Source organism: Maribacter sp. Asnod1-A12 (assembly GCF_045063735.1).
Lineage (GTDB): Bacteria > Bacteroidota > Bacteroidia > Flavobacteriales > Flavobacteriaceae > Maribacter.
Genome location: NZ_JBEFNZ010000006.1, coordinates 210,899 through 223,128, shown reverse-complemented (window position 1 = coordinate 223,128; position 12,230 = coordinate 210,899). Strand labels below are relative to the sequence as shown.

Below are 12,230 nucleotides of genomic sequence, written 5' to 3'. Positions count from 1 at the left end.
AAGTTTTTGGGTTAAAAGTCTATTAAAATTTTCTACTTTTAGTTTATGGAAGATTTAGAAAAATTACGATATCCGATTGGTCATTTTGAGTGTCCCGAAAATATTTCTGATGAGAATATAAAGCAATGGATAAATGCGTTGGAAACATTACCGCAACGGTTAGTTAATTTGGTCAGTGATTTTTCTGAATCTCAATTAGAAACTCCCTACCGTGAAGGTGGTTGGACGGTAAGGCAAGTAATTCATCATATAGCAGATAGTCATCATAATAGTTACATACGCTTTAAATGGGCATTGACAGAAAATACTCCGGTTATTAAAGTTTATGAAGAAAAATTGTGGAGTGAACTTATTGATGCCAAGACAGCACCCATAGCTCTTTCACTTTCCTATTTAACGGCTTTGCATGCTAAATTGGTTTACATGTGCGAAAGACTAACGCCAGACGATTTAAAGAGAAGTTATATTCATCCGGAGGGCAATGTTAATGTATCTGTAGCAAAAAATATTGGTAAATATGCATGGCATGGAAACCATCATTTTGCACATATTAAAACCTTGGCTGAGCGTAAAGGTTGGTAAGAAATTTATAAGATTTTTTTTAGGAGGTACATAGGTTTTTCGTCTTCAATAACATTGCTAAATGGCACTTGGGTTATGGCTGCTATTTTAAAAGAATGTTTTTGATAAAATGGTAGCGCCATTCCTTTTTGCATAGATTCTAAAAAGATTACTTTTTTAGCGTTGTTCTTGGCAATTTTTTCAACGAACTGCAAGCTTTTAGCACCTATGCCTTTTCCTGAATATTCGTTGAGTATATAGATTTTGTCAAGGTACAAAGCATCAGCTCTGCTAAACTCTTGTAGTTTTTTGTGTAAGGTGATTTTTAACAAACCTACATATTCGGATTCTATTTTAATTACATATAAAATGGTATCCTGATTTTTTTCTTCCTGTAGTAAAACCTCTTTCGTAAAGCTATTTTCTATATATGTTTTGGTATTGCCATTGGGCCATAAATGTGTGTAATGTTGATTATAGGCTTTCGTGCCTATGTGAATATAGGTGTTGTAAAGTTCTGGTTTCAGTTGTTCAAACTGAATATTATTCTCCATAATTTGAAATGAAAATTTTATTGATTACTAGATTTCCATTTAATATTACAACCTATGCTAGGCTTTTGATTTGGGTCTATATCTTCACCTTTTAAAAGATTTTCAATGGCATTTCTGAGGTCTTTACCGGTTAATGGTAAACCATTTCCTGGTCTAGAATCATCTAACTGACCACGGTAAACTAATTTTAACTCTCTGTCAAAAAGGAAAAAATCAGGGGTGCAGGCGGCATCGTATTTTTTTGCAATAGATTGGTCTTCATCATATAGGTATGGGAAAGTGTAATTTTCAGCTTTAGCCTTTATCCGCATATAATGTGGACCATCTTCTGGGTAGTTTTCAACATCATTGCTCGAAATAGCTATAAAGTGAATTCCTTTTTTCTGATATTCAATAGCCATTTTAGTGATTTCTGGATTCACATGAATTACAAAGGGGCAATGGTTGCAGATAAACATGATCATTGTTCCCTTATGACCGTTTAAAGCGTGCAAATTCATGGTTTTTTTACTTACAGTATCTAACAGACTAAATTCTGGTGCTACCGTACCCAATGCCAACATTTTGCTTTCCGTTCTTGCCATATCAACTAATAATTTATGGTACTAAGTTAAGGATTATATTAAGCTTGTCTTTCCTTTATAATATTCAAAAACCTTTAAAAATTTCAAAAATGAAAAATTCATATATTTCTTTATCCAACGCAATTAAAGCATTGCAAGATGAGGGCTACACGGAAGATTTTAACTTGTGTGATGCTGGTGTAGAAAATAAAAGCAAGAAAAACATACATACTGCAACCGAATTAGAGGTTGTAAAATTTTATCGTTTTGAGGGTATGAGCAACCCAGATGACAATACCATCTTATATGTTATTGAAACTAGTACTGGTGAAAAAGGTCTTTTGGTAGATGCATACGGAATGTATGCGGGCAATGTACCTAAAGATATGATAGAAAAGCTTAAATTGAGCTGATGAAAGATACTATTACTTGGCAAGATTTCAGTAAGATCGATATGAGAGTGGGTACAATTATAGATGTGCTCGATTTTCCGGAGGCTAGAAATCCCTCATATAAATTACATATAGATTTTGGTGATGAAATAGGGGTTAAAAAAACATCTGCTCAAATAACGGAAAAGTACAAGAAAGAAGACCTTGTAGGACTTCAAGTAACAGCTGTTATTAATTTTCCTAAAAAGCAAATTGCCAATTTTATGAGTGAATGTCTTATATTGGGAGCTGTAGAAAATAGTTCTGTGGTGCTTCTTCAACCGCAAATGAAAGTGCCAAACGGATTAAAAATCTCCTAGATATTTGACTGATAATATTTTAGATACCATTCATATTAATTTTGATTCGGGTTCTCTTTGGATGATGAACCTTGTTTTAAGTTTGGTCATGTTTGGCGTAGCTTTAGAGATTTCAGTTTCAGATTTTAAACCTTTGTGGCAAAAGCCCAAAGCGTTGTTGTTGGGTTTAACTAGTCAGTTTGTTTTACTACCGGCTTTGACTTTTTTATTGGTGCTTATAATTGAGCCTTTACCAAGCATCGCCCTTGGTATGTTTATGGTTGCGGCCTGCCCTGGTGGTAATATTTCTAATTTTATATCCTACTTATCTAAAGCCAATACGGCATTGTCCGTAAGTCTTACCGCTATTGCTACTATGTTAGCGGTTGTAATGACACCCTTAAATTTTCATTTCTGGTCCATGCGCTATGAGCCTAGTGCAGGTTTAATTCAAAATATTTCAATAGCGCCTTTAGAGATGATCAAACTGGTTTTTTTATTACTGGGGCTGCCTTTGATTTTAGGTATGTACGTAAATTATAAGAAACCAAAATTGGCATTGAAAATAGCAAAGAAACTAAAAATAGTATCGTTGGTGTTTTTTATTAGTTTGGTATTTATAGCGCTATTTAATAACCGTGTTATTTTTATGGATTATGTACTTTATGTTTTTTGGATCGTATTAATTCATAACCTTATTGCATTTTCTACGGGTTATAGTCTTGGTAGATTATTTAAATTACCGGTAGATAGTCTTAGGTCAATAACCATTGAAACCGGAATTCAGAATTCTGGTTTGGGTTTACTTTTGATTTTCACCTTTTTTGATGGATTAGGGGGAATGGCGCTTCTTGCCGCATTCTGGGGGATTTGGCACATAGTTTCGGGATTAATTTTAGCTGCTTTCTGGAATAGAAAACCAGTTACTAAAGAGACTATAGCGTGAGCGGATTATTGTATTCTTTGGTTAAGATTGTTGTAAAAACCGGACTGTACGGTTATCATAAGAAAATCGTCGTTTCTGGGCTGGAGAATATTCCTAAAGATAAGTCTGTAATGTTTTTACCTAATCATCAAAGTGCACTTATAGACGTTTTGTTAATTGCAACAGATTGTAATAGAAAACCTTATTTTCTAACTAGATCAGATGTTTTTAAGGGTAAATTTTTAAAACGTATGTTCTCTTATTTTCAAATGCTACCTATTTATAGAATGCGCGATGGTAGAGATACACTTTCTAATAACGATGCTATATTTAATTCATGTGCAGAAATCTTAAATAGGGGAGAAGCTCTACTTTTATTTCCAGAGGCAAATCATAATCTTAAGCGATCAGTTAGAACTTTAAGCAAGGGCTTTACAAGAATTTTGATACGCACTTTTGAATTATACCCAGATGTAGATGTTCAACTAATACCTGTAGGTTTAAATTACAAGCATGCCGCTCATTTTCCTGATGAGGTTGCAATACATTATGGAGCCCCAATTTCAGCTAAGAGTTTTTATGATTCAAAAGACCTGAATAAAACAAGTTTTGATATGAAGCGGGAAGTTTCTGAGCGACTGAAGAAATTAACCGTTCATATTCCAAATGATAGAGGAGAGTATGAAATGATTTTATATCGATTAAATGTTGAGAACGCAGACTTTCTAAATCCTGTGTTAACGAATGAAAAAATTGAATCATACTTTCATGAAGAGCAGCGATTATCTAATGACATTATACCCAGACAACAAAAGCGAAATTTATTCAAGTTTTTATTTACTGTTATAAATTTTCCTGTTGTTCTTATTTGGAGGATATGGTTGAAACCAAAAGTACCTGAAGATGAGTTTATGGGTACGTTTAGATTTGCCGTGGCTATACTATTTTATCCTATTTATATAGTTTTACTTTTTGCGGTATTATCAATGGCTTTTACTGTAAATGTGGCCGTAATTATTGTGAGTATGTTGATTTTAATAAATATAGGGTTGGTAAAGTTTGGTTTGTGATGATATTTAAATTGGCACAAAAAAAACGACCCTTATTTAGGGTCGTTAATTTTTAAATTTCATTTTTAAGATTATATATCTTCAAAACTTACATCTGTAAAACTAGATGCACTTGTAGATGTGTTTTCTGCAGGTACTTCAACTTCTACCTCTTCTTTTTTGAAATCTTTTTGATGTCTCTCAGAAATTACTTCAGAACCTTTTTCATTAATGATAAAATCCATCATTTCTTCAACATTTTCCTTAAAGGCGTCGAAGTCTTCTTTGTATAAATAAATTTTGTGTTTTTTGTAATGGAATGATCCATCGTCATGTGTAAATTTCTTACTTTCTGTAATGGTCAAATAGTAATCCCCAGCCTTTGTACTTCTTACATCGAAAAAATACGTTCTTCTACCTGCGCGTAAAACTTTGGAGTGAATTTCTTCCTGATCTGATAAATCTCTTTCGCTCATTTCTAATGTTTAGTGTCGTTATACTATCAAAAATGAAAAAAAAAACGCTATCCGACAACAATTTTCTAACTTTCTTTCTCTGAGAGCTGTTTGTGATAGAGGTCCTTATAATATCCTTCTTGGGTATTTAATTCGTCGTGTGTACCTTCTTGAATAAGTCTACCATCATCTAAAACTAAGATTTTATCTGCATTTTTAGCTGAAGAAACTCTGTGGCTTACAATTAATGTAGTTCTATTCTTAGAAGCTTTTTTAAGGTTGTTCAAGATTTCTTCTTCGGTTTCTGTGTCAACAGCAGAAAGGCAATCATCGAATAAATATATCTGTGGTTTTTTTATTAACGCTCTTGCAATGGAAACCCTTTGTTTTTGTCCGCCACTAAGGGTTATTCCTCTTTCACCTAATACGGTATCGTATTTTTTAGAGAAACCCATTATATTTTCATGAACTACTGCATCTTTTGCAATTGCAATTATTTCTTCATCAGTAGCATCATTTTTTCCGAATTTAATATTGTTCTTTATACTATCAGAAAATAAAAAAGCATCTTGTGGTACGGCTCCAATAGATTGTCGTAAACAAGTTAAATCTATATTTTTTATGGGTTCGTCATCTATTAATATTTCGCCAGATGTGGTATCATATAATCGTGCAACTAAATCTAAAATAGTTGATTTACCTGATCCAGTTTTACCAATTACCGCTGTTGTCTCGCCCTCATTTATAGTAAAAGATAAATGCTTAAGCGCATTGATGTTAGTATCTTGATAAGTGAAATCAACATCTTTAAATTCAATTTTACCTTTTACATTATGTTCATGTGTCGGTATATTTTTTATTTCAGATTCTTGATTTAAAAATTCGTTTATACGTTCTTGACTAGCTGCTGCTCTTTGTACTATAGAGGTGAGCCATCCTACAATAGCAACCGGCCAAGTTAGCATGTTTACATAAAGTATAAATTCTGCAATAAGGCCTACTTCGATTTCGCCGGCTAGGTATTGTTTGCCCCCAATGTAAATCACTAAAATATTACTGATACCTATTAATAGAATCATTAATGGGAAGAACCAAGCATTTACCTTTGCTAGATTTATGCTTTTTTCTTTTCCTTCAATAGCAAGTTTTTCTAAATCTTCATTGGTTTGTGGTTCTAAAGCGTATGCCTTTATTACCGATACACCAGAAAAAATTTCTTGTGTAAAAGTTGATAATGTAGACAAATATTGCTGTACAATAGTACTGCGTTTGTGAATTACCTTGCTTATTTGGTAAATTAAAACAGATAAAAAAGGTAGCGGTAGTAGCGTGTAAGCTGCTAAGGTTGGTGCTTTTATAAACATTAAAGGTATTAAGAAAGAAAACAAAGTCAGTGTTTGTATACCATACATAATAGCAGGACCAGCATACATGCGTACTTCATTTACATCTTCACTAATTCTATTCATAAGATCTCCTGTTCTATTTTTCTTATAGAAGTTAAGACTCAATTTTTGATAGTGTTCGAATATTTCATTCTTTAGATCGTATTCTATGTATCGTGAAATATTAATTATTAATTGACGCATTAAAAAAGTAAAGAAACCAGATAGTAAAGCAGCACCTACTATAATTAGAATGTATTCCATTAACAAATCTTGAGCAGTAGATTTCTCTATTTCTTCTTTTATATACTTCTCAACAATAGTGATAGAATTATTCACATACGAAGGCATAATCAATTGAAATAGCCTCGCTATTATAGTAATGATGATTCCGAAAAAAAGCTTAAGCCAGTATTTTTTAAAGTATTTATTTAGATGCTTAAGTTCTTTCATAGGTAGTTGAAAAGAGGATAGTGTAAATTTATGATGGCAAATATAGTTTTTTGACCTAAAACGATATGTTATAAATAAGCTAAGATAAATACGATTGCTATTGTGACCCTTTAAATAGATACTTACCTTTGCGGCTTTAAATCTCGATTAGCGAGGTTTAAAGCTACGAGGGCTTGCCCCGAGGTTATTTACTAATAATTAAATAAGTTCTTTCAAATGCTTACAAGAAGGCACATTAGGGTAAAGGTAATGCAGAGTATTTACGCTCTAATTCAGTCTAAGGACGATTCGTTACAGAAACAAGAGAAGTTTTTAAAGGTAAGCATAGAGAATACCTATACGTTGTATTTATTATGGTTAAGTCTTTTTGTAGAAATACAAAAAAGGGCTGCAGACCAAATTTCTTTATCTGCTAACAAATATATTAGTGATAAAAAGACAGCATTTCCCAATCCTAAAAAGTTTATTCAAAACAGATTGTTATTACAAATTGTTGAGAATAAAACCTTAGAAGAAGAGCTTACTCATAGAAAATTAGATAATTGGTATTTGAACGAAGAGTATGTGAAGCTAATCTATAAAGAGATTTTAGAGAGCAATGCATACCACGAGTATATGTCTTCGCCAGAAAGCGATTATACTGCAGATAAAGAGTTGGTGATGACATTGTTCAAGAACATAATTGCACCAAATGAAAAAATCTACGACTATTTCGAAGATGATAAGTTAACGTGGGTAGATGATATACCAATTGTGAACACTTTTGTTTTAAAGCATTTTAAGAAAGCAAAATTAACGCACCCGGAATCTTACTTTTTACCAAGCTTGTTGAAAGATGATGAAGATATGACATATGCCATGCAATTACTGTCAAGAACATTGTTGAAGAACGATGCACTCGAAAAAGAAATAGAAGGAAAAACACCAAATTGGGATAAGGATCGTATTGCTGGTATTGATAGCATCTTATTAAAAATGGCTATTTGCGAGTTATTACATTTTCCCTCTATACCAGAAAGGGTAACTATAAATGAGTATTTAGAAATTGCCAAAGAATACTCTACTCCGAAAAGTAGCATTTTTATAAATGGAATTCTCGATAAGCTTACTAAAGAATACAGATCAGAAGGAAAGCTTAACAAAATGGGTAGGGGGCTATTATAAAAATATTTTATAATTTTACAATTAATCGATAAATCTAAAATAGTATGAAAAAAATTGTTCTAATCGTTGGTCTAGTATCAATGGTAGCTTTTACTTCTTGTAAAGACAACGCATCAAGTAAAATTAAAACCGATAATGTAGCAGAAGCTGCGGTAAGAGATGAGGCTGCTAAAGCAGTACCTGTAATGTCTTTTGAAAAGGCAGAGCATGATTTTGGTACAATTGAGCAAGGTACTCCACAAGAGACCGTATTTACATTTACCAATACTGGTAATGCTCCCTTAATTATCACTGACGCTAAAAGTAGCTGTGGTTGTACAGTTCCTAATCCTCCAAAAGAGCCTATTGCACCGGGTGCAACAGGAGAGTTGAAAGTTAATTTCAATGGATCAGGTCAAAACCAGGTAACTAAAACAATTACTGTTACAGCAAATACAGAAAAAGGTTCTGAACTTTTAAGAATTAAAGCTTTCGTTAACCCAAAAGGAGCAGCTCCATTAGGACCTGTTAAATAATTATAACTTACAGATATACCAAAAATGGGTGATATAGGGCAGTTTCTTCCGATGATTTTGATTTTTGTGGTCGCATATTTTTTTATGATAAGACCTCAAATGAAAAGACAAAAGGATGAAAAGAAGTTTTCGGCAGAATTAAAACGTGGTGATCGTGTTATTACCAAGAGTGGTCTGCACGGAAAAGTAGTAGATTTGAATGATAAGGATACTTCTTGTGTATTGGAAACAATGGCAGGGAAGTTAAAGTTTGATAGATCTGCCATATCCATGGAAATGAGCGCTAAGTTAAACGCTCCAGAAAAGAAATAACTTTTTCTGAATTCATATAAAAAAACACCGATGGAAACATCGGTGTTTTTTTTGTTTTTAATTTTAAGATAATAGCTTACTTCTTGTATTGGTCATGCAGTCCTCTACCTGCTATTATCAATGGAATTATCTTTTCTAATCTAGATAGTTTAGTTTTTTCTTGTTTTGCAGTTGTAATGTACTCGGCATAGTCTTTCTGTTTGGAATAGCTTAATTTGTCAAAAGCGGTTTTTATGTCATCATTGTTTTCAAGCGCAATAGATAAGTGAACGGGAATTACAATTTTAGTTTTAGGTTTTTTCTCAACCTTTACCTGTAAACCTTTCTTTTGATTTGCTATAGCCTCATTTATATAAGATGTAATGTCTTTTTTATCAATACCTTCAAGTGAAGTAAATTTCCAGTGACGCATTGCCATGGTTTTGCCTTCTTGTGCATTTTCTAAAACCTTTTTAGGATCACTTAAAAAGACGCCGTTAAAAAACCAGATGCCAAAGTGATTTTTGAATTTGTTTATGGCGATGACATTTTTATTATTGATTATATAGGTAGGGAAACTCCATTTGTAGGTTTCCGTCATACCGCAGTCTAAAGCAAGGGCTCTTAATTGGGCTACACCATTTTTATATTGATGTGCTTCATTATAAAACAAATCTAATTTCTCTTGCTTTTCCATCGTATTATTGATTTGCCGTCAATTCACAAATGCGCACAATTACTTCTACCGCTTTTTGCATGCTCTCTACAGATACATATTCATATTTACCATGAAAGTTATGTCCGCCAGCAAAAATGTTAGGGCAGGGTAAGCCCATATAGCTTAGTTGAGAACCATCTGTACCACCTCTAATCGGTTTAATAATCGGTTTTACACCAACATCTTCCATAGCCTTTTTAGCAGTCTCTACAATATGAAAAACAGGTTCTACCTTTTCTTTCATATTAAAATATTGGTCATTTAATTCTAGTTCAATACAATTGTCAAACTCATTATTATAGTTTTTAACAATATCTTGTACTAATTCTTTTCGTTTGTTAAAATGCTTCAAATCGTGATCTCTAATAATGAGTTCTACCGTTGCATTTTCAATTTCTCCATCAAAGTGATGCACGTGAAAAAAGCCTTCTCGACCATTGGTTTCTTCCGGCACTTCGTGTTTTGGTAAATCGCTGATAATCTTATTAGCGATTAAAAGAGCATTTACCATTTTACCTTTTGCATAACCTGGGTGTACACTTTTTCCTTTCACGGTAATTTTGGCACCTGCTGCATTGAAGTTTTCATATTCTAATTCGCCAATTTGGCTCCCATCCATTGTATATGCCCATTCTGCACCAAATTTTTTCACATCAAATTTATGGGCGCCACGACCAATTTCCTCATCTGGTGTAAAACCAACTCTTATAGTTCCATGCTTTATTTTAGGATTTTTGATCAAATATTCCATGGCGGTAACAATTTCTGTAATACCCGCTTTATCATCTGCACCTAATAGCGTAGTACCGTCTGTAGTAATAATTGTTTGACCGATGTATTGTAATAAATCGTCAAAATATGATGAGGATAGAACGATGTCCTTTTCTTTGTTTAGTACGATGTCTTTTCCATCATAGTTTCTAATAATCTGCGGATTTACGTTCGTACCTGAAAAATCTGGTGACGTATCAAAATGAGAAATAAAACCAATGGTAGGTACTTCATGATCAACATTAGAAGGTAAGGTTGCCATGATATATGCATTCTCATCTATAGTAACATCTGTCATGCCTATAGCGCGTAACTCATCAACTAGTTTATTGGCTAAATTCCATTGCTTTTCTGTGCTTGGTGTGGTCTCTGATGATGAATCGCTCTGTGTGTCAATAGTAAGGTAACTAATGAAACGGTCTATAATATGCTGCATGCTAAATGTGTTTTATCAAAAATAAGCTTATATATTGTAATTTTGTAAACGTAATATTCTATAAATACAATGTTGATGAAATTTAGGTATGTGGTAATGATGGCTTTTCTTTTGTTCATTGCAAATGTAAATGCACAGGCAGATTGTATTCTTGGGGTTGGTGTAACGAGCGATTCTATAATTTCAGATATTTTTCAATTGAATGATATGCAAAAAGAAAAATTAGAGAGTTTTAGCGGAGAAGTAAAATATCGAAATGATATTTTAAGTAATGAATTAGAAAATGTAAAGAGTAGACACCCGCAAAGTAGTGTTGAGGAACTACGTCAATTGGCCGGTAAGTATAAGGTGGTAATGGATAGTATGGCTAGAGTTCAAGAAATGATTGATAAAAGAATGTTGGCATTGTTCAATTCAAATCAGTATAAATTATACTTGTCGTTATGTAAAGAAGCTTCTCGTTCAGCATATATTATCACTCCTGCGGTATATACAGACAGTATACCTAACGAAAACAGATAAAATATTGCTTAACTTTCTCATTTACAGTTTGTACTTTTGCGGCTTATAAATTAGATACATGTACAGGCTTTTTATTAGACCTCTTTTATTTCTTCTCGATCCAGAAAAAGTTCATCACATTAGTTTTTCAAGTATTAAGTTTTTTTCCAAAATAGGTCTGTCAGGACTTATTAAATCTATGTTCGTTGTTGAGGATAAGCGTTTGGAACGTGAGCTTTTTGGTTTGAAATTTAAAAATCCCGTTGGTTTGGCCGCCGGCTTTGATAAAAATGCTGTTTTATATAACGAACTTTCTGATTTCGGATTCGGATTCGTAGAGATAGGTACATTGACGCCTAAGCCTCAGGAGGGGAACCCTAAGAAGAGATTATTCCGTTTAAAAGAAGATAAGGCTATCATTAACCGAATGGGGTTTAATAATCACGGCGTTTTTGAAGCTGTAGAGAATTTAAAGAAAAATCATAAAGTACTTATAGGTGGTAATATAGGTAAGAACAAAGTGACACCTAATAATGAAGCCATCAAAGATTACCTCATTTGTTTTGATGCACTATTTGATCATGTAGATTATTTTGTTGTTAATGTCAGTTCGCCGAACACGCCTGGTTTACGAGAGTTACAAGATAAAGAGCCGTTAACGGCATTATTAAACGAGCTCCAATTAGAGAACGCTAAACAAAGTAACCGTAAATCGACAGTTCGTAAACCTATTTTATTGAAAATAGCTCCTGATCTTACAGATAGTCAGTTATTAGATATTATTGAGATTGTAAAAACTACATCTATTGATGGTATTATAGCTACTAATACGACCATTTCTAGAGAGAATTTAAAATCTCATGCTCTTTTAACCGAAGAGGTGGGTGGGTTAAGTGGTGTTCCTTTAAAAGAGAGAAGTACCGAGGTAATTAGATTTTTAGCAGAGAAGAGTAATAAAGCATTTCCGATTATTGGTGTAGGTGGCATTAATTCTGCTGAAGATGCCATTGAAAAACTAGAAGCTGGTGCAGATTTAGTTCAATTATGGACAGGCTTTGTATATGAGGGTCCGGCTTTGGTGAAAGAAATAAATAAGGCGCTAATAGAAAAGGCTGCCGTTTAATTTTTGCCAAGAAATTATAAAACATAAATGCCCTTA

At 33.2% G+C, this 12,230-nt stretch carries 16 protein-coding genes; 10 read left to right on the top strand and 6 right to left on the bottom strand.

The window, feature by feature from the left end; all coding sequences use genetic code 11:
- The first annotated feature begins 45 nt into the window (after positions 1–45).
- Entirely contained in the window at positions 46–582 is a 537-nt protein-coding gene (locus ACJJVP_RS00940; protein WP_405410051.1) for a YfiT family bacillithiol transferase, read from the top strand.
- A 5-nt stretch (positions 583–587) separates the two neighbouring features.
- Here ACJJVP_RS00940 and ACJJVP_RS00935 read toward each other — a convergent pair whose 3' ends face one another.
- Both ACJJVP_RS00935 and ACJJVP_RS00930 read right to left on the bottom strand, forming a co-directional pair.
- Positions 588–1,115, bottom strand: coding sequence for a GNAT family N-acetyltransferase (locus ACJJVP_RS00935; protein WP_405410050.1), 528 nt, complete (start codon positions 1,113–1,115; stop codon positions 588–590).
- Positions 1,116–1,132: 17 nt separating this feature from the next.
- The gene (locus ACJJVP_RS00930; RefSeq protein ID WP_405410048.1) at positions 1,133–1,699 is read right to left on the bottom strand and encodes a thioredoxin family protein; all 567 of its coding nucleotides are present in this window, start codon (positions 1,697–1,699) and stop codon (positions 1,133–1,135) included.
- 89 nt (positions 1,700–1,788) lie between these two features.
- On the opposite strand from ACJJVP_RS00930, the gene ACJJVP_RS00925 reads away from it, so the two are divergent.
- The 4 genes from ACJJVP_RS00925 to ACJJVP_RS00910 are packed head-to-tail and all read left to right on the top strand — an operon-like array spanning position 1,789 to position 4,403.
- Entirely contained in the window at positions 1,789–2,091 is a 303-nt protein-coding gene (locus ACJJVP_RS00925; RefSeq protein ID WP_405410046.1) for a phosphoribosylpyrophosphate synthetase, read from the top strand.
- Complete coding sequence (locus ACJJVP_RS00920; RefSeq protein WP_405410045.1) at positions 2,091–2,429, top strand: tRNA-binding protein; 339 nt, start codon at positions 2,091–2,093, stop codon at positions 2,427–2,429. The genes ACJJVP_RS00925 and ACJJVP_RS00920 overlap by 1 nt, the downstream gene beginning before the upstream one ends.
- Positions 2,430–2,433: 4 nt before the next feature.
- A complete protein-coding gene (locus ACJJVP_RS00915) occupies positions 2,434–3,354 on the top strand; it encodes a bile acid:sodium symporter family protein (RefSeq protein WP_405410044.1) in 921 nt (306 codons plus the stop codon).
- Positions 3,351–4,403 carry a lysophospholipid acyltransferase family protein gene (locus tag ACJJVP_RS00910; protein WP_405410043.1) on the top strand — a complete coding sequence of 351 codons (1,053 nt, stop codon included), beginning with the start codon at positions 3,351–3,353 and terminating at the stop codon, positions 4,401–4,403. The genes ACJJVP_RS00915 and ACJJVP_RS00910 overlap by 4 nt, the downstream gene beginning before the upstream one ends.
- Positions 4,404–4,474: 71 nt before the next feature.
- On the opposite strand, the gene ACJJVP_RS00905 is transcribed toward ACJJVP_RS00910, so the two are convergent.
- Positions 4,475–4,858, bottom strand: a complete 384-nt coding sequence (locus ACJJVP_RS00905) for a PUR family DNA/RNA-binding protein (protein ID WP_405410041.1) — start codon at positions 4,856–4,858, stop codon at positions 4,475–4,477.
- Positions 4,859–4,923: 65 nt separating this feature from the next.
- Positions 4,924–6,675 (bottom strand): ABC transporter ATP-binding protein, encoded by a 1,752-nt coding sequence (locus tag ACJJVP_RS00900; protein ID WP_405410040.1) that lies wholly within the window; start codon positions 6,673–6,675, stop codon positions 4,924–4,926.
- 249 nt (positions 6,676–6,924) lie between these two features.
- On the opposite strand from ACJJVP_RS00900, the gene nusB reads away from it, so the two are divergent.
- From nusB to yajC, 3 genes are read left to right on the top strand one after another with little or no spacing between them, the layout of a single operon-like run.
- Positions 6,925–7,839, top strand: coding sequence for a transcription antitermination factor NusB (gene nusB / locus ACJJVP_RS00895; RefSeq protein WP_405410038.1), 915 nt, complete (start codon positions 6,925–6,927; stop codon positions 7,837–7,839).
- 44 nt (positions 7,840–7,883) lie between these two features.
- Positions 7,884–8,354 carry a DUF1573 domain-containing protein gene (locus ACJJVP_RS00890; RefSeq protein ID WP_303598092.1) on the top strand — a complete coding sequence of 157 codons (471 nt, stop codon included), beginning with the start codon at positions 7,884–7,886 and terminating at the stop codon, positions 8,352–8,354.
- Positions 8,355–8,378: 24 nt separating this feature from the next.
- On the top strand, positions 8,379–8,666 hold the full coding sequence (yajC, locus tag ACJJVP_RS00885) for a preprotein translocase subunit YajC (RefSeq protein ID WP_036152840.1): 288 nt from the start codon (positions 8,379–8,381) through the stop codon (positions 8,664–8,666).
- A gap of 76 nt (positions 8,667–8,742) precedes the next feature.
- On the opposite strand, the gene ACJJVP_RS00880 is transcribed toward yajC, so the two are convergent.
- Both ACJJVP_RS00880 and pepT read right to left on the bottom strand, forming a co-directional pair.
- A complete protein-coding gene (locus ACJJVP_RS00880) occupies positions 8,743–9,342 on the bottom strand; it encodes a YdeI family protein (protein WP_405410036.1) in 600 nt (199 codons plus the stop codon).
- Between the two features lie 4 nt (positions 9,343–9,346).
- Complete coding sequence (gene pepT, locus ACJJVP_RS00875; protein ID WP_405410034.1) at positions 9,347–10,570, bottom strand: peptidase T; 1,224 nt, start codon at positions 10,568–10,570, stop codon at positions 9,347–9,349.
- Between the two features lie 75 nt (positions 10,571–10,645).
- Between pepT and ACJJVP_RS00870 the strand changes: the two genes are divergently transcribed.
- Positions 10,646–11,092 (top strand): hypothetical protein, encoded by a 447-nt coding sequence (locus ACJJVP_RS00870; protein WP_157486475.1) that lies wholly within the window; start codon positions 10,646–10,648, stop codon positions 11,090–11,092.
- Between the two features lie 58 nt (positions 11,093–11,150).
- Positions 11,151–12,194: a quinone-dependent dihydroorotate dehydrogenase gene (locus tag ACJJVP_RS00865; RefSeq protein WP_405410031.1), complete on the top strand. Its 1,044-nt coding sequence runs from the start codon at positions 11,151–11,153 to the stop codon at positions 12,192–12,194.
- Positions 12,195–12,230: the final 36 nt, after the last annotated feature.